Genomic DNA, 16921 nt, shown 5'->3' on the forward strand with positions numbered 1-16921 from the left:
AAGGCCTGCAGCGTCTTTCGCTCAGGTTATCCACAGGCGGTTCCACAGTCATTGTGCACAACCGAGTACCCGCGCCGCACTGTGGTGAAGGATGCCATGACGTTTGGCCAAGGCTTGGCGATCCTTGCTGTAGCCACCGCCGATCACCCCGGCCACGGGGATGTCGCGGCCAAGGCAATGGCGCATGACCTGCTCGTCACGGGCAGCCAGGCCAGCGTCGGTCAGTTGCAGGTACCCCAGGGCGTCGTCCTTGTGCACGTCCACGCCGGCGTCGTACAGCACCAGGTCAGGCTGGTACAGCGGCAGCAGGTAGTTCAGGGCGTCGTCCACCACCTTCAGGTAGGCGTTGTCGCCCATGCCCCGAGGCAAGGGGATGTCCCAGTCGCTTTGGGCCTTGCGTGCGGGAAAATTCTGTTCGCAATGCAGCGACACGGTGATGGCGTCGGGGGTGTCGTGAAGGATCCGTGCGGTGCCGTCGCCCTGATGGACATCGCAGTCGAAGATCAGCACCCGGTGCACGCGACCGGCTTCCAGCAGGTAGCGGCTGATCACCGCCAGGTCGTTGAAAATGCAGAACCCAGCCGGGTGGTCGTAGTGCGCATGGTGGGTGCCACCGGCCAGGTGGCAGGCGATGCCCTTTTCCAGGGCCATTTCGGCGGTCAGCAACGAGCCGCCCACGGCACGTACGGTACGCCGCGCCAACGCCTCGCTCCAGGGCAGGCCGAGGCGGCGCTGATCCTCACGGGACAGCTCGCCTTGCATGTAGCGCTCGATGTAGCTGCGGTCATGGGCCAGGGCGAGGATGTCGTTGGGGCAGATCTGCGGACGCAGAAGCTCGGTGTCCAGGGTCAGGCCGCTGTCGACCAGGTGGTCGCGCAGCAGGCGGAACTTGTCCATGGGGAAACGGTGCTCGGCTGGGAACTCCGGGCTGTAGTCGTCGTGGTAGATCAGCGGCAACGGCATGGTGGTATCGCGTCGAGGGGCAGGCACTGATCTTGCCAGCAGTGACGAGGCGATGCCACCGAGGACGGTGGAGGCGGTTTTCCAGGGCATTGCTCGGCTGCATGCGCTACCCCGGTGGCCGGTGAAGTGGGCGTGGAAAATACATTCACGGTCTTGGGGGCTGGGTGAAGGCCAGGCCCGCGCCTACGCTATAGACTGCATGACTATGAATGCGGAGCGGCCCCGATGACCCCGATCTTCGAACTGGAGAGCGCACGCCTGATCCTGCGCCAGTGGCAGGACGATGACCTGCGCGAGTTCGCCGCGCTTTGCGCCGACCCTCAGGTGATGCGCTATTTCCCCGCGCCGATGACGCGCCTGGAGGCGGCAGCGCTGATCGGGCGCATCCGTGGGCATTTCAACGAGTACGGCTTCGGATTGTGGGCGCTGGAGCGCAAGGACAGTGGTGCGTTCATCGGCATGACCGGCTTGCTCAATGTCAATTTCGATGCCCCCTTCGCTCCGGCCGTTGAGATCGGCTGGCGGTTGGCCCGGCGCCATTGGGGGCTTGGCTTCGCCAGCGAGGCGGCCTGGACCTGCCTGCGTTGTGCGTTCGCCCAATTGCGCCTGGATGAGGTGGTGTCGTTCACTGCCGAGGGCAACCTGCCGTCGCAGAAGGTCATGCAGGCCATCGGCATGGTCCAGGACCCCGCCGGCAGTTTCGAACACCCCCGCCTGGCCGTCGACCACCCCTTGCGCCCCCATGTGCTGTACCGCATCGACCGGGCACGCTGGCAAGAAACCTTGCGTGGCTGAATGGCAGCTTATGCAGGGCGTCAATGACAAACCCTGTATCATTTGCTGCATAACTGCGCCGTAGAGCCGTGATGCCTTGCTAGGAGAACCCCATGAGCCACGTATTGGACGACCTGGTCGACCTGTTGAGCCTTGAATCCATCGAAGAGAACCTGTTCCGTGGGCGCAGCCAGGACCTGGGTTTCCGCCAACTGTACGGCGGCCAGGTGTTGGGCCAGTCGCTGTCGGCCGCGAGCCAGACGGTCGAGGAGGCGCGCCATGTGCACTCGTTGCACGGCTATTTCCTGCGCCCAGGCGATGCCAGCATGCCGGTGGTGTACTCGGTGGACCGCGTGCGTGACGGCGGCAGCTTCAGCACCCGGCGGGTGACGGCGATCCAGAAAGGCCATGCCATCTTCACCTGCAGCGCTTCGTTCCAGTACGACGAGGGCGGCTTCGAGCACCAGGTGCAGATGCCTGACGTGGTCGGCCCGGAAAACCTGCCCACCGAGGTCGAATTGGCCAGCGCCATGGCTGACCGGTTGCCCGAGCGCATTCGTGACAAGGTGCTGTGCGCCAAGCCGATCGAGATCCGCCCGGTCACCGAGCGCGACCCGTTCAACCCCAAGCCGGGCGAGCCGATCAAGTACGCCTGGTTCCGCGCTGACGGCAAGCTGCCGGACATGCCGGCCCTGCACAAGTACCTGCTGGCCTACGCCTCGGACTTCGGCCTGTTGACCACCTCGCTGCTGCCCCACGGCAAGTCGGTGTGGCAGAAGGACATGCAGATCGCCAGCCTCGACCACGCGTTGTGGTTCCATCGCGACCTGCGCGCCGATGAGTGGCTGCTGTATGCCACCGACAGCCCCTGGGCCGGCAACGCTCGCGGGTTCAACCGCGGCAGCATCTTCAACCGCGCCGGCCAACTGGTGGCATCGTCGTGCCAGGAAGGCCTGATCCGCCATCGCGAGGACTGGGCATGAGCCTTGGCGCCATTCGTCATTGGGTGTTCGACATGGACGGCACCCTGACGGTGGCCGTGCATGATTTCGCCGCCATCCGCGAGGCCTTGGGCATTCCGCCGGAGCACGACATCCTTACCCACCTGGCGGCCTTGCCGGTGGAGGAGGCGGCCGCCAAGCACGCCTGGCTGCTGGAGCATGAACGGGACCTGGCGATCGCCTCGCGCCCGGCGGCTGGCGCCGTCGAGCTGGTGCGTGAATTGGCCGGGCGCGGCTGCCAGTTGGGTATCCTCACCCGCAACGCCCGGGAGCTGGCCCATGTGACGCTGGAGGCCATCGGCCTGGCGGACTGCTTCCCGGTCGAGCATATTCTTGGCCGCGACGAAGCCGCGCCCAAGCCCAACCCCGACGGCCTGCTGAGGATCGCCCGCGCCTGGGGCGTGTCACCGAGCGAGCTGGTGATGGTCGGCGACTACCGTTTCGACCTGGATTGCGGGCGTGCCGCCGGCGCGCGCACGGTATTGGTCAACCTGCCGGACAACCCCTGGCCGGAGCTTGTGGACTGGCATGCAGCAGATTGCCATGCGCTGCGAGGGTTGTTGAGCTGACCGGCATGCAGGCACAGGCTAAGCTGCACTGCAATTTTCGACTTACCAAGGAGACCCAGCCATGAGCAGCAAAGCGATCTACGTCCAACCCGGCGGCGGTTATGACAAGGTCCAGGTCGGCACCTGCGAGGCGCCTGCGCCCCAGGCTGGCGAGATCACCGTGCGCCTGCACGCAAGCTCCCTCAACTACCATGACTTCGCAGTGGTCAGCGGCATGTGGGGGCCGAGCGAGCGGCGCATCCCCATGGCCGACGGCGCGGGCGAGGTGGTTGCCGTGGGCCCGGGCGTCAGCGAATTCAAGGTCGGGGATTCGGTGGTGAGCACCTTCTTCCCGGGCTGGCTCGACGGCCAGGCGAACGTGGAAGGTTTCGCCAGCGTGCCCGGGGACGGTATCGATGGCTATGCCCGCGAGCAGGTCACCGCCCGCGCCACCGCCTTCACCCAGGCGCCCCAGGGCTACAGCCATGCCGAGGCGGCGACCCTGACCACCGCCGGCCTGACCGCCTGGCGCGCGCTGATGAGCGATGACCATCTCAAGCCAGGCGATACGGTCCTGGTGCAGGGTACCGGCGGGGTGTCGATCTTCGCCCTGCAGTTCGCCAAGCTGGCCGGTGCCACGGTGATCGCTACGTCCTCCAGCGATGCCAAGCTCGAGCGCCTCAAGGCCCTGGGCGCCGATCACCTGATCAACTACCGCAGCACCCCGGCGTGGGGCGAAAAAGTGCGCGAGCTCACGGGCAACCGTGGCGTGGACCACGTGATCGAGGTGGGTGGCCCGGCGACCCTGGAGCAGTCGATGATCGCCGCGCGTATCGGCGGGCATGTCTCGCTGATCGGCATCCTTACCGGCGTTGCTGGGCAACTGCCGCTGGTCCAGGCGCTGGTTCGGCAGATTCGCCTGCAGGGTGTGCTGGTAGGCAGCCGCGCCCAGCAGCAGGCGATGATCCGCGCGATCGACGCCAATGGCCTGCGACCGGTGGTGGACAAGCATTTTGAGCTCGAGCAGATCGTCGAGGCCTTCCGCTACCAGGAAAGCAATCGCCATTTCGGCAAGATCTGCCTGACCTACTGAGGCTGCCAATGGGGGCTGCTGCGCAGCCTCTTCGCGGCACAAGGCCGCCCCTATAGGGGGCTGCTGCGCAGCCCTTTCGCGGCACAAGGCCGCTCCTACAGGACGCGCGCCCCCCTGTAGGAGCGGCCTTGTGCCGCGAAAAGGGCGCGTAGCGCCCTCGGTCCCATTCCGCTGGAACGCCCGTCCCAGAGCACCCCTAGTGGCCATTTGATAAATGTGACCAGCCCGGCAACGCCGTGTCGTGATCGAACAGTTGCGGGACGTTTTCGAGTATTTTGCCCTCGGCCACCCCGGCTTAAAGTGGACCCCGCATTTTGTCGGTGCATCGCCCTGAGCGTGAAAACGTCAACAACAGAGCGTGAGTGGTGTACCTGGTTACCGTTCTTTCAAAGGAGAAGCTTTTCGCCTACGTCTGCCCGTCTTTCCTTGTGTCAGCAAAAAGAGAACAAGACCAATGAACACCGTGGGATCTGATGGCAACCTTGCACAAGGTTTCAAGCCACGTCATGTAACGATGTTGTCCATCGCGGGCATCATCGGTGCCGGACTTTTCGTAGGTTCCGGGCACGCCATCGCGGCGGCCGGGCCAGCTACCATTCTTTCTTACTTCGTGGCCGGCACCCTGGTGGTACTGGTTATGCGCATGCTCGGTGAGATGGCCGTCGCCCATCCAGACACCGGTTCCTTCTCCACCTACGCTGAACAAGCCATCGGCCGCTGGGCCGGCTACACCATCGGATGGTTGTACTGGTGGTTCTGGGTATTGGTGATCCCTATCGAAGCGTTGGCCGCAGGCCATGTGCTCAACGCCTGGTTCCCCCAGGTGGACAGCTGGATCTTCGCCTTGTTGTCGGTCGTGCTGCTCGCTGGCACCAATCTGTTCAGCGTGGCCAAGTACGGCGAATTCGAATTCTGGTTCGCGATCCTCAAGGTCACGGCGATCCTCGGCTTCATCGGCCTGGGCTTCGCGGCCCTGATGGGCTGGCTGCCAAACCGCGAAGTCAGCGGCCTGAGCACCCTGATGGCCGAGCATGGCGGCTTCACGCCCAAGGGCTGGTCCGCAGTAGTCGGCGCGTTCATCACGGTGATGTTCAGCTTCATCGGCACCGAGGCAGTGACCATCGCTGCCGCCGAGTCCAGCGACCCGTCGCGCAACATCGCCAAGGCCACCCGTTCGGTGATCTGGCGTATCAGCACGTTCTATATCCTGTCGATCTTCGTGATCATCTCCATCGTGCCGTGGAACGACCCGCAACTGGCAGTGGTCGGCTCCTACCAGCGCGCCCTGGAAATCATGAACATCCCCAATGCTGCGTTCATGGTCGACCTGGTGGTGCTGGTGGCCGTGACCAGCTGCATGAACTCGTCGATCTACATCGCCTCGCGGATGATGTACTCCCTGGCCAAGCGCGGCGACGCCCCAGCCGTCCTGAACCACACCAACAAAGCCGGCGTACCCTACGCAGCCGTGTTCGGCAGCACCCTGATCGGAGCGGGCATCGCCATCCTCAACTACTTCGCACCCAAGGGCGTGTTCGAGTTCCTGCTGGCAAGCTCCGGTGCCATTGCCTTGCTGGTATACATGGCCATCGCCATTTCCCAGCTGCGCATGCGCCGCCGCCTGGAGCGCGAAAGCACTGAGCTGAAGTTCCGTATGTGGTTGTTCCCGTACCTGACCTGGGCGGTGATCATCTTCATCGCTGGCGCCTTGGGGGTGATGATGTTCACCGAGGAGCATCGCGCGGAGGTGACTTCGACCCTGGGCTTGGCGTTGGTGATTTCCTTCCTGGGGATCATCACCAGCCGTGGGCAGGCGCGGGCGGCGTCGATGGCTCGCTCGGTGGGCTGACGGTCGGTCGATTCTGGGTAAAGGAAAAGGCATCTGGTGACAGGTGCCTTTTTTCGTTATGGGCGAGGTGTTTCGGTGTGAGGCACTCGGGGGTTATCTGTCGCAACTGTGGCTACGACCTGGTAGTGGGCACTGGTGCGGCAGCGGTCTACAGAGTGGCTCCTTGCGAAAGGGGTGATTGTATGCTTTGAAGGAGATCACACAGCCCTGAAGAATTGCACCCGTGGCAAGCCCACGCTTCGCCTTCCAGGAACCGATTAGAGGCCTGTTATGACCGATGACAGCAACGATGACCGTCCACTCTACCAAGCAGCCTGCCATTGCGGGACTGTCCGCTTTTCTGTGCGCCTGACCGATGGTTTGCGTACCGCACGCAGATGTAACTGCTCGCTCTGCCGTATGCGTGGTGCCGTAGCGGTATCGGCCAACCTGAACGACCTCACGGTCACCCAGGGGGAAGAGGCGCTCACCCTCTATCAGTTCAACACACGTGAAGCAAAGCATTACTTCTGCTCAAAGTGCGGCATCTACACGTTCCACCAACGCCGTTCTGCGCCGGACCAATACGGCGTCAACGTGGCATGTATCGAGGGAATGAGCCCGTTCGACTTCCCGGAAGTGCCCGTCAATGAGGGCCGGAGTCATCCCAAAGACCGCGTAGAGGGCGGCTCAGGCATTGCCGGGTGGCTGCGTTACGCGCGCCATCCTGAGTGACTTCATGGCCCTAAAAGGTCGCTCACGACAGGCCTGCGACGGCGCAAGTTTTCGGATGTGTTTTCGCCCCAGCGGACGATACTTCTCTATACGCAGGCGTGTTCCTGGTGGCGCACGCGGCTAGGAGGTGTCTGATGGACAAACTGACAATCGTGGGTGCCGGGCTGGTCGGCGAGGCGGCAGCGCAAATCATCGCTCGGGATGAGTTATGCCATGAGCTGGTGTTGATGGACGTTCAGGGTGAGCTGGCGCAGGGTAAGGCGCTGGATGTGTGGCAGGCTGCTGTAGAGTCCGGGTCTGATACCCGTGTCTACGGCGGGGCCAAAGCCGAGATGCTGGATGGCTCCGAGCTGGTGGTCATCACTGCAGGCGTTCCGCGCAAGCCAGGCCAGTCGCGTCAGGATGTTCTGAGTACCAACTTGCCCATCCTCGACAGCATCATGGCCGATATCAAACAGCATGCACCTACGGCAACGGTGTTGGTGGTGTCCAACCCAGTCGACGTGCTCACCTACCGCGCCTGGAGTATCAGCGGCCTGGGTCGCGACAAGGTGTTCGGGCAGGCCGGCGTGTTGGACACTGCCCGCATGAAGTGTTTCATCGCCGAGCAAACCGGGTTTTCTGCCCGGGACATCACGGCGCTGGTGTTGGGCGGGCATGGTGACAGCATGGTGCCGCTGATGCGCTACTGCCAGATCGGCTCGGTGCCGTTGTCGCACTTCTTGAGCAATGAGCAGATCGAGCAAATTGTCGAGCGTACGCGTAAAGGTGGTGGTGAGATCCTCGGCCTGAAGAAACTGAGCAGCGCCTGCGATGCACCGGGTGTGGCCATTGCCCAGATGGTCGATGCGATCGCCAATGGACGAAACCGCATTTTGCCGGCGGTGGCCATTTTGCAGGGCGAGTACGGGCGTCACGACATCGCCATGGGCGTGCCTTGTGTACTGGCAGAGCAGGGACTGGCGCGGGTGATCGAGTTGCCGCTGGATGTGCAGGAGCAGGCAATGTTTGATCACTCTGCAGATCAGGTGGCGCGGGATATTGCTGAGATGAAAGCGTTGTGAGCAGTGTAGGGGTTGGGCGTTGACGAATAAGATCCGGGCAGAATGGGTACGGGGAGTGAATCAATGTAACAGCCGGGGTGCTGCCCGATATCTGGGTAATGGCTGCTGCCGCTGCCAGTCTGCGGATGTTTTCAGGCAAGGCCAGTGCCAGCGGCAATACCACCAGTGAGTTGTGCGTGGAGGCGCTAAAGATTTACCGCGCGTGGCTCGCTGGGCTGTAGGCGCCGCGGGCGCGCCGAGAGCAAACCGAGCAGCGGTGCCGCGGGTCAGAATCCAGCTGATTGCCGTGCCCGCGCTCTTCGTGCTGCTTCTGGGCGTTGCTCAGGGTACGCTCGTTGGAAGGGGATGGTTTTATGCTAGGCACCTGATGATGCCCCACGGGAATGTAAATCGTCAGTGGCATACCGGTAAAAAATGTTAGTTCTGGATAGTGCAAAGTCCCAAAGAAGAGACGTCCGTGGACGGTTTTTAATGGGCTGGGGTAATTTGAAGCCGGTCGGTATCTATCTGTTTTGGCTGGTAAATAATTTTTTGGTCAACTTGTATGGAATACCAGTTGGAACGTTGCGTGGTCTGGATTCCGATGGACGGTGCTTTTTGAGAACCGGCCCCGAAAACGAATCGGGGCCGAATCTATAAAGCAAATGGTCATCCAGTTGACCGTTGCCCCTGCGCTTGCCGGTACAGGGGCTCCTAGCAAACGATACCGTCAATGATTGCCGTGTTGGCTAAGCCGACTCTCGAAGTATTGCGCCGTCTCTTTGTCGGTGCAGTACAGGTAGCAACCCTTCATCCCCCGTGTCATCAGGGTTCGGTATGTATTTTTGATGATCAGGTCTGTTTCACTTTTCGCGAGGGTAGGTTGCTCTTTCATCATTTTTTTCCAGCCGCGAATCGATTTATCGTGCTTGTCGCGCTCATCCGGGGATGTCACTACCTGACCGTCACGCACGACCAGATCTGGACCGATAATTACCCCGACGTAGTCGACTTCCAAACCTTGGCAGGTATGAATGCAGCCAACCTGCTCGATGGAGTTTTCAGCGATGATCCACAGGCTGCCATCCTGATCCAGGTTCCATTGGCGTTTGTAGTCACCAATCACGATATCAAAAGCGGTGGGGTCTTTCTTGCTCAACCAAGGCCAGCAATAGCCCGCGACCACACGAGCTTTGTTCCTGTGGTTTTTCTCGTTGATTGCGTCATGCATCGCCTGAGGTGAGTCGAACACCTTAAACTCGTACTCTTGGGTCTCAAGCGTCGGATTTGCCGTCGAGCGAATGCCTAGCGTGTCATCCAGCCATGCCAGGTAACCGTCAGAACCACTGCAGCGAAACTGCGAAGACAGCACGTGTTCTTCAACCACCGCACCCTTGGCTTTCGCAAAGGCGCGAATCGCCTGCTTGCTGCCGATATCGCTCAAGGTTACACGCTGGTCCTCATCAATGAAGAAAATGGAGCATTTCGCTGAGTCAATCAGCTCCTTGATCTGGTTCTCCCCAAGGTTTCCATAAAGCCCGCTTTTCTCATTCAGCCGGTGAGCCTCGTCCACGATAAGCGCATCGAATGTGTTGGGCTCAGTGTCGATGAATGCCCCAGAGCCTGAAAAGAAATTCGAGAAATGGCTACGCTTGATGGTGCCAACCAGTTTGCTTTCGTAGACCTTGCGAGGGGCAGCATTCTTGGAGACGTATTTGCTCATCAGCTTCAATTCGGTGAGCTTCACCAGCAGATTGATAGCCAGAACAGTTTTTCCGGTGCCCGGTCCACCTTCGATGATCATCACCTTGGGTGCTTGGTCCGAGGCCTCGCATGCCGCCGCAAGCGCCGACTCAAAAATTGCTTTCTGATCGTCAATCAATACGAACTCGGGTTTGCCTTTCATCAACCCCCCGAGGGCTTCGGCTAGCGCCTTGGATGGGCGAATTTTTCCTTCGGACAGCTCGTAAAGAACCTCTTTGTTGTCGCCATGACTTATATGCTTTTTCAGAAAGGTTCTGAGTTTAGTGAGCTCTTCCGGGCCTTTCAGAAACAGCGGAGCCTTGCTGATGTGGGGCTCATAGTGTGCTGAATCTATGACCCCGTCGCTGACATAGTTATGGAGGTAGGCACACGGACGGATTTCGATGCTTTTGTCATACACCGCCTCGTTGAAGCCTTCCAGCAGCGCTGCATAGGACCATACCTGATAGGACGGGTGAATGGTCTCAATGAGGCCGCCACCCAACGCCGTTTTGACGATGGCGTCTTTGGTTGTGGCGTTGGCCTTGCTCCATTGCTTCAGCTCGATCAGTACGGCCTTTTTTGCCTGGTTTTCGTCGCGACCGGTGAGTAGAAAGTCGATTCGCTTCGACGACTGCGGAATGTGCAATTCAATGGCCAGGCCTGCATCGCTCGGGAGGCCCTCATCTCTAAGGACCTTGGCCATGTACGTCAGGGACCCTTGCCACGACCTGATTTCCGAGGAGCCAACGTTCTTGCCGGTAGCTTCCTTGTAATGCCTGAGGATCACCTCCTCAATGTCATCGTTATCGTTGTCTTTAAGAAATTGCTGTTTGGTCGCAGCGTAAACGATCACGGGTTGTCCTTAGGTGCGTGTTGGTCAGAGTCGGTCGTACTTTTTGCTGGTGCTTCTGGCTTTATCTACGGGGTACTTCTGGCCATTCGAGGCGAGTTTCTGTGTCACCGCCTCGTTGAGGTCAATGCCAAGTACGCTGCTCAGGCGGACCAGGTACATGAATACGTCCGCCAGTTCATCCTTGACGGCTTGGCCGATTTCGGGGTCTGTTGCGGCGGAGATCGAATCGGCGTCGCTCATCCATTGGAAAATCTCGCACAGTTCTCCTACCTCACCAGTGAGCGCCAGGATGAGATTTTTGGGGGAATGGAACTGCTGCCAATCGCGATCATCTGCGAACCGTTGGAGGGATGCGGCAAGCTTCACTACGTCAACCAGTGGCGCGGATGCGCTTTCTGAGTTACTCACGGGCTATCTCTTTGGCAACGATGGGGACAATGTGTAGGAAATCCGGCCTTGGATTGTAAGGGTTTTTACCGCTTTCGCAGTTTTTTGTGTTTAGCCTCACCTGTCGGCTACTGGTCGGATTGATGCCAGTGCTCAGCATTTGGCCAAAAGCGAGCACGACAATTCGTCAAACCTGTGCGGGCCTCGACGGGTTTGTCCTTTTGTCTAATTGGTTAAGGCCGTGCAGGCAATAATGGGCGTGCTACTATATCGCCACCTATTTCCTGGGACGTCTCTTCTGCCATCAGGTAATCACCATGGACGACGTAGTCATAACGCATTTGGATGTGTACCAGAGCTGGCAAAACCATCTCTTCAAATTCAGTCTCGACGATCCCAAGACGAACGTACCCGGGCTGCGCAAACCGCAATTGGCTGCGCTCTATGCCACCTTGGGACATCTGGTGGTTGATCCCTCTTCGACGGCCACCGTGGTCATGCCGACCGGTACAGGGAAGACCGACACCATGCTCGCGCTGATCATCGCTGCTAGGATGCCCAGGACCTTGATCCTGGTTCCCTCGGATGCCCTAAGAACGCAGTTGGTGGGCAAGTGTACGGAGATGAAGACGCTCCGCTCCGTGGGGGCGGTATCGGACACGGCGCGCAACCCCATTGTTGCAGCCATCGATTCAAAGCTGTCAGAGGACCAGGTTGCTGATTTGGCTAGCGCCAACATCATTGTGGCCACTCCCCAGGCTCTGTTGTTATTCAAAGAGGCCGCCTTGGAGGCGTTGGTCAACATGTGCAGCCACCTGATGATCGACGAGGCTCATCATGTCGCCGCTGCCAGCTGGAACCGGATCAAAACCGCCTTCATGGGTAAACCATGTATTCAGTTCACTGCAACGCCATTCCGGGAGGATGGTCTGGCTCTAGCTGGCAAGATTATCTACAACTACCCGCTCCGGGATGCGCAGCTTGACGGCTATTTCAAAGGTATCGAGTTCCATCCGGTACGAGAATACAACCTCAAGCTGTCCGATCAGGCCATCGCAGACAAGGCTGTTGAGCTGCTCAGGGCTGACCTCAAGGCTGGGTATAACCATCTGATGATGGTGCGGGCAAAGTCGCACAAGCGGGCGTCGGACCTGTTTGAGATATACAAGCAGCACCCCGACCTCACGCCGGTACTGATTCATAGCAATGTGCCGAATCAGGCTAGGGTGATGGCTGAAATTATCAAGAAGAAGCACCGGATCATCGTGTGCGTCGATATGCTTGGTGAGGGCTTCGATCTGCCTGAGCTCAAAATTGCTGCCATTCATGACCAACACCAAAGCCCTGCAGTGACGCTCCAGTTCATTGGCCGCCTGACACGGGTTGATGCGGCCCTAGGCGATGCCAAGTTCGTGGCGAACATCGCTAACCAGAAGACCGATCATCAGATGGCTGACCTCTATAAGGAGAGTGCTGACTGGGGGGCAGTCATTCGCAATGTAAGTGAGAAAAAGGTCAGCCGGGAAATTGAGAAGGCGGACTTCAACGAACAGTTCGCTGAGGGTGACGATGCCCAGGTGATCTTTGGGCTCAACCCGAACCCCAAAATCAGCGCCGTGGCGTATCACGTCTCTGCCAAAGACTGGACACCGCAGCGGGCGCAGAGTCTGGATGGGCGTAGAGAGACACTGCAGTACTTCTCGATCAATGAGCAAGCCGATACCGTTATTGCGGTAACCCGGCGAGAGACATTAGTTGGCTGGGCTCAGACCGAAGAAATCGTCGATACCAACTGGAATCTTTACATCGCGTTCTATGACAAAGCGCAGAAAACCCTCTTCATTCACTCCTCGGGTGACGACACCCAGGCAACTCGCTTCCTGAACCTGGTGGCCAAAGACTCTCGTCGCATCAATGGTGAGCCGGCGTTCCGGACGCTCCACGACATCAAGCTGATGAAGCTGCAGAACGTTGGCCTGTCCCGCGCCCGGAAAGACCTGCGGTTTACGATGCATGTGGGGCGCGACATCAACCAGGTGATCAGCGATATCGAGAAAGGTAATGCGACAAAGTCGAACATCTTCGCCACTGGTTTTGAGGATGGAGAACGAACCACCGTGGGCTGCTCGCACAAGGGCAAGATCTGGGAGATGAACTCCTCTCCGATCAACTACTGGGTCGAGTGGTGCAAGCGGATGGCGGTCAAACTCAACGACAACACCATTGACCCTGGTGACGTCCTCAAAAATGTCATGCGTGCCGACCAAATCAAGGACAAATGGCCAGAGGGGCTGTTCTACGCCGACTGGCCTGTGTCGATCGCGATCGAAAACGAGCAAAGGATCTCGCTGTATTTTCAGGGAGAGACTTTCAACCTGCTCGATGTCGAGCTTGGTAAGCCTGAGTACATTGATACACGGACGCTGGAAATCCCCGTCATTGTTGTGGGTAACGAGGGCGAGGAGCGCCGGCTGACCACCATCGCCATCAAATTGTTGGAGGATGGGTACAAGACCTCCTGCCCAGGTGTGAAGATCCTTTACCCTCACGAAATGCCACTGGATTCTTACCTGGATGGAGAGCCGCTGGTACTTCTCAAGGTCGACGGATCCATGGTGCAGGGCAACTACCGTCAGTACTCGCTCAACAGCATGGATGTAAAACTGCCAGCTGGTTTGCTCGAAGCCTGGGATTGGGGAACGACGAAAATCCATCAGGAGTCAATGCGTGCGGAGCGACGCAAGGATTCAGTACAAGGGTTCACTTTCGACAAGATCGCTGACGATTACTCAATCGTGTTCAACGATGACGGCAAAGGCGAAATCGCTGACCTGGTGGCAATTCGGGAGAACCAGGATGCCATCTACGTCGACCTGTACCACTGCAAATTCTGTCCTATGACGAATGGCGTCGCCGCACCTGGGGCGCGCGTCGCCGATGTCTATGAAGTATGCGGTCAGGCATCCAGGTCGGTAAAATGGCTTTACACCGGCGAGAAGTTCTTCAACCGGCTAATGGATCGCTACCAGCAAGGACTGCTGAAGGACTTCGACCGAATGCTGAAAGGCACGCCTCAGCAGCTGGAGATCCTGCGCAACAAATGCCACGACCATGAGCTGATTTTCAAATTTGTGATCGTGCAGCCTGCGATATCAGCGGAGAAGGTGTCGAAGGAGCAACTGGCCGTCTTGGGAACGAGCTATTCATACATCAAGAGCATCTCGGGCTCGGACATCAAGGTCATTGTTAGCCCTTGATTGACTTGCACCAGCGGAATTGCAGCTGATTCCGCTGATGTCATGCTTTGATCCGAACCTCCTGGGCGCCCTTTGGTGATAGTTTGTAATTAGGAGTTAAAAGTTTTTGCGAAGATTGCCTTTAGCGATTTTCTCCAAGATCTGCATGTAGCGCTCAGATGTTACTTTAGAAATTTCCAAGGTGTTGGTGAAAATGGGGGGGAGAAGAGACGGCTTTGTCCAAGCCATCGCCAGGGCAGTGGGACGAGCTGCTCGACTTTGCCCGAAAAAATCTGGGCCATTGAAGTTTCGTTCTCAAAGAACATGAACTTGTCCAGTTTATGGGGGCGAGCTTCAGGAAAGACCCGGTCTATGTCATCCCTATGTTTTATTAATAGCTCCCAGAAGGGCCCGCATAAGCTATCGAGCCGAAACGCGTTCAATGTATTAGGATCAACCTCAACGCCGCTATTAGTAAGGGTGGACTTAAGGTCAAGATATTGCTCCATCGCCGCGTCTGGCTGTCCCGTCATGAGCGCCATCTGTTCTTCGGAAATCCGGTAGAACGCGTGATTGGCGGCACCCAAGTGTGCTTGGATAAGTTCGTTCGCGCTTAGCGGAGCTTCTCGGCTGAAAGTGAATTGCTGACGAGTATTTTGTACGCGCCGGAAATGCTCATTGAGCCAGTTAACACCATTGAGAAAGCCGCGCTCCTCGGTTCGCTCGCTCCTAGTCCACTCATAGGCTTGAAGCCAGCTGGAAATATTGAACTTGTCCAGCATAGCTGGATGGGGGAGTTGTCGATCACGGGCTAGTTTCAACAGCGTTATTTGGGGGTGGTTCATAGCGAGAAATCCCTGCCTCGATTGCTTGAAATGGTGTACCTCGCAGCTGATAGCGCAGCCAGACGATATTCCCTCGTACGGTCCACATCAAGCCATCCCTGCCACCGCTGGCAAAATTCCGGTAAAGCCGGGAGCACAAGCCTTTGAATGCCCCCAAAGTGTTTGCTACCAAGTCAAAGTTGCTGTTCAGTAAGGGCAGCTAATGGCCGGTTGCTGCCAGCGCCGAACGGTGGCTATGAGTCAATAGCAGCCGGTCTTACTCATAGATTGAAACCCCATGTTTTTTGTAAACGACGAGCGAGCAGCCGCACGGTCAGCAGATAGTAATATCGCGTCGCATCGCTTCGTCGATTTAGTCGATGCTCAAGAAACCAAGCCACGTGCTTTTTTACCAAGTCCAAGGTTTCTGTGCTGCCAGCGCTCTGCGATCTCAGACTGGATGATTTTCGCCTGTCGTACATGGCGTTGGCGGCTGGCGTGAGATCCGGTCAGCAGGCCAGCCAAGAACAACTCCATATCAAATGGCTTTCTCATTTGTGACCTCCTACGTAAGCAGCGACCACATCAATCCGACCGTGGCCCAGCTCATAGCTGATCTGCCGCCGGGCCTCACGATCAAGGGCTCTATCTACCTGACAACAGTGGCCGCCGTTGATAGGTGGGCGATGCTAGGTGATCTGCTCATAGCGTTCACATGCGTAACGGTTTTTCCTTCTCAGTTACAGGAATTTTCCTTCCACACCAGCCGTTGCGAATCGATCCGGCCTAGGCCTACATTACCCGGGTCGCAGCAAAATCTGCGACCAGGTGTAGGAACCTGCTGGTAAACTTGGCGCACGCACTAGGCGCCCCATCACAACGGCTGGCGCCTTTTTTGCGCCCGCTGCGATGTCATGGCGGCTGTGTGTGGGCAGGCTTCGGCCTGGCCGGGTTCCAAGTTTCCCGGTATTCCTACCCCACGCACAGCTGCCACCCAATCCCGTAGGAAGGATCGTGGTAGCTCCAATCTCAAACTTGGAGTCTCATGCATGCTTATTCGCATTCTGAGCAGGATCCTCGCATCCGCTCTCCGCCGCCCAACCCCCGCAGCCACCCCAGCCCCAACCTTCTATCCGATCGACAGCCAATCCCGCGCCACCCGTGCTAATCGGGAGGTGCCCCATGTCTGACCATGAATGCCTATCTTCTATCCAGAGCTACGTCTGGACGCTCGAGTTGCTCGGTGAGGTGCTGGTCCAGCATGACGAAGTGCTGGAGTGCGAGCACAACCCACAGCTGAGCTTCCGTAACACGGCGGGTATTCATCAGGCGATCCGGATCATTAGCCGGCTGGCCAGCGAGCAGTTCAGCAAGCTGGAGGCGATGAAGGAGGAGGAAAGAAGATGATGGCATGGTGTCGATGCCGCTGAGACACTGAATTCCAGGCATAAAAAAAGACGCCCTAGGGCGTCTTCTTCTTAGGATTTGGTGGAGCCGGGGGGATTTGAACCCCCGTCCGCCAGTACTCCGCTGTCGGTACTACATGCTTAGCCGTGTCTACTGAGTTAATCCGCAGCCGCCCGACGGGCAGGGTGCTTTGGACGAGTTGTGTAAGTTTTAGTCGCTTTGCCCACAACGTGCTACACGACGATCCTGTTCTGTATGACAATCACTTCGGGTTTACAGGCATCCCCTGGTGATTGCTGGAGCCGAAGCTACCAGGAGAGCGGGCTCAGCTGCTTACGCAGCGAGAGCGTAGCCCTCGTAGTTTTCGTCATTGGCAACTATAGAAAGTTGCAACAGTGGATTTACGAGTTCTGTTACCAACTCGGCATGCACCTAGAGTTTCGCTACCGGCGTCGAATCCTGATCGGCCCCACACTCAGCTCT

The 16921-nt window shown here is 58.4% G+C and carries 13 protein-coding genes, 1 other RNA gene and 3 pseudogenes; 9 read left to right on the top strand and 8 right to left on the bottom strand.

Going from position 1 to position 16921, the window contains the following annotated elements; all coding sequences use genetic code 11:
* Positions 1–48: 48 nt before the first annotated feature.
* Positions 49–963: a histone deacetylase family protein gene (locus AC1MHZ_RS19610; protein WP_084855514.1), complete on the bottom strand. Its 915-nt coding sequence runs from the start codon at positions 961–963 to the stop codon at positions 49–51.
* 225 nt (positions 964–1188) lie between these two features.
* Between AC1MHZ_RS19610 and AC1MHZ_RS19615 the strand changes: the two genes are divergently transcribed.
* From AC1MHZ_RS19615 to AC1MHZ_RS19645, 7 genes are all read left to right on the top strand, one after another.
* Positions 1189–1758 carry a GNAT family N-acetyltransferase gene (locus tag AC1MHZ_RS19615; RefSeq protein ID WP_084855513.1) on the top strand — a complete coding sequence of 190 codons (570 nt, stop codon included), beginning with the start codon at positions 1189–1191 and terminating at the stop codon, positions 1756–1758.
* A 92-nt stretch (positions 1759–1850) separates the two neighbouring features.
* On the top strand, positions 1851–2720 hold the full coding sequence (tesB, locus tag AC1MHZ_RS19620; RefSeq protein ID WP_482966807.1) for an acyl-CoA thioesterase II: 870 nt from the start codon (positions 1851–1853) through the stop codon (positions 2718–2720).
* Positions 2717–3307, top strand: a complete 591-nt coding sequence (locus AC1MHZ_RS19625) for an HAD family hydrolase (RefSeq protein ID WP_084855511.1) — start codon at positions 2717–2719, stop codon at positions 3305–3307. The genes tesB and AC1MHZ_RS19625 overlap by 4 nt, the downstream gene beginning before the upstream one ends.
* Positions 3308–3368: 61 nt before the next feature.
* On the top strand, positions 3369–4379 hold the full coding sequence (locus tag AC1MHZ_RS19630) for a zinc-dependent alcohol dehydrogenase family protein (protein WP_324818081.1): 1011 nt from the start codon (positions 3369–3371) through the stop codon (positions 4377–4379).
* A gap of 454 nt (positions 4380–4833) precedes the next feature.
* Entirely contained in the window at positions 4834–6228 is a 1395-nt protein-coding gene (gene gabP, locus AC1MHZ_RS19635; RefSeq protein WP_084855509.1) for a GABA permease, read from the top strand.
* 270 nt (positions 6229–6498) lie between these two features.
* Complete coding sequence (locus tag AC1MHZ_RS19640; protein ID WP_084855508.1) at positions 6499–6942, top strand: GFA family protein; 444 nt, start codon at positions 6499–6501, stop codon at positions 6940–6942.
* A gap of 134 nt (positions 6943–7076) precedes the next feature.
* Complete coding sequence (locus AC1MHZ_RS19645) at positions 7077–8006, top strand: malate dehydrogenase (RefSeq protein ID WP_482966808.1); 930 nt, start codon at positions 7077–7079, stop codon at positions 8004–8006.
* Between the two features lie 91 nt (positions 8007–8097).
* Here AC1MHZ_RS19645 and AC1MHZ_RS19650 read toward each other — a convergent pair.
* The 3 genes and pseudogenes from AC1MHZ_RS19650 to AC1MHZ_RS19660 form a co-directional block, all read right to left on the bottom strand.
* A pseudogene (locus AC1MHZ_RS19650) lies at positions 8098–8266 on the bottom strand (arsenic resistance protein); the annotation flags it as partial.
* A gap of 449 nt (positions 8267–8715) precedes the next feature.
* Positions 8716–10584 (bottom strand): DNA/RNA helicase domain-containing protein, encoded by a 1869-nt coding sequence (locus tag AC1MHZ_RS19655; protein ID WP_482966809.1) that lies wholly within the window; start codon positions 10582–10584, stop codon positions 8716–8718.
* A 24-nt stretch (positions 10585–10608) separates the two neighbouring features.
* Positions 10609–10992 carry a nucleotide pyrophosphohydrolase gene (locus tag AC1MHZ_RS19660; protein WP_482966810.1) on the bottom strand — a complete coding sequence of 128 codons (384 nt, stop codon included), beginning with the start codon at positions 10990–10992 and terminating at the stop codon, positions 10609–10611.
* A 296-nt stretch (positions 10993–11288) separates the two neighbouring features.
* Here AC1MHZ_RS19660 and AC1MHZ_RS19665 point away from each other — a divergent pair, with 296 nt between their 5' ends.
* A complete protein-coding gene (locus tag AC1MHZ_RS19665) occupies positions 11289–14228 on the top strand; it encodes a DEAD/DEAH box helicase (protein ID WP_482966811.1) in 2940 nt (979 codons plus the stop codon).
* A gap of 161 nt (positions 14229–14389) precedes the next feature.
* Here the strand turns inward: AC1MHZ_RS19665 and AC1MHZ_RS19670 are convergent, their stop codons facing one another.
* From AC1MHZ_RS19670 to AC1MHZ_RS19680, 3 genes and pseudogenes are all read right to left on the bottom strand, one after another.
* Entirely contained in the window at positions 14390–15052 is a 663-nt protein-coding gene (locus tag AC1MHZ_RS19670; RefSeq protein ID WP_482966812.1) for a hypothetical protein, read from the bottom strand.
* Between the two features lie 260 nt (positions 15053–15312).
* Positions 15313–15586 (bottom strand): annotated as a pseudogene (locus AC1MHZ_RS19675) (hypothetical protein).
* Positions 15583–15753, bottom strand: a pseudogene (locus AC1MHZ_RS19680) (integrase domain-containing protein); the annotation flags it as partial. The pseudogenes AC1MHZ_RS19675 and AC1MHZ_RS19680, both read right to left, overlap by 4 nt.
* A 460-nt stretch (positions 15754–16213) precedes the next feature.
* Here AC1MHZ_RS19680 and AC1MHZ_RS19685 point away from each other — a divergent pair.
* Positions 16214–16438 (top strand): hypothetical protein, encoded by a 225-nt coding sequence (locus AC1MHZ_RS19685; RefSeq protein ID WP_482966813.1) that lies wholly within the window; start codon positions 16214–16216, stop codon positions 16436–16438.
* Positions 16439–16517: 79 nt separating this feature from the next.
* Here the strand turns inward: AC1MHZ_RS19685 and ssrA are convergent.
* Positions 16518–16909: a transfer-messenger RNA gene (gene ssrA, locus AC1MHZ_RS19690) on the bottom strand.
* Positions 16910–16921 lie beyond the last annotated feature (12 nt).

The organism is Pseudomonas sp. FA-1, assembly GCF_056856075.1.

Bases quoted from the DNA above. Each gene is read 5' to 3' on its own strand.
- AC1MHZ_RS19645 (WP_482966808.1), top strand. From the start codon at position 7,077: ATGGACAAACTGACAATCGTGGGTGCCGGGCTGGTCGGCGAGGCGGCA.
- AC1MHZ_RS19630 (WP_324818081.1), top strand. From the start codon at position 3,369: ATGAGCAGCAAAGCGATCTACGTCCAACCCGGCGGCGGTTATGACAAG.
- AC1MHZ_RS19640 (WP_084855508.1), top strand. From the start codon at position 6,499: ATGACCGATGACAGCAACGATGACCGTCCACTCTACCAAGCAGCCTGC.
- tesB (WP_482966807.1), top strand. From the start codon at position 1,851: ATGAGCCACGTATTGGACGACCTGGTCGACCTGTTGAGCCTTGAATCC.
- AC1MHZ_RS19665 (WP_482966811.1), top strand. From the start codon at position 11,289: ATGGACGACGTAGTCATAACGCATTTGGATGTGTACCAGAGCTGGCAA.
- AC1MHZ_RS19615 (WP_084855513.1), top strand. From the start codon at position 1,189: ATGACCCCGATCTTCGAACTGGAGAGCGCACGCCTGATCCTGCGCCAG.
- gabP (WP_084855509.1), top strand. From the start codon at position 4,834: ATGAACACCGTGGGATCTGATGGCAACCTTGCACAAGGTTTCAAGCCA.
- AC1MHZ_RS19610 (WP_084855514.1), bottom strand. From the start codon at position 963: ATGCCGTTGCCGCTGATCTACCACGACGACTACAGCCCGGAGTTCCCA.
- AC1MHZ_RS19625 (WP_084855511.1), top strand. From the start codon at position 2,717: ATGAGCCTTGGCGCCATTCGTCATTGGGTGTTCGACATGGACGGCACC.
- AC1MHZ_RS19685 (WP_482966813.1), top strand. From the start codon at position 16,214: ATGTCTGACCATGAATGCCTATCTTCTATCCAGAGCTACGTCTGGACG.
- AC1MHZ_RS19670 (WP_482966812.1), bottom strand. From the start codon at position 15,052: ATGAACCACCCCCAAATAACGCTGTTGAAACTAGCCCGTGATCGACAA.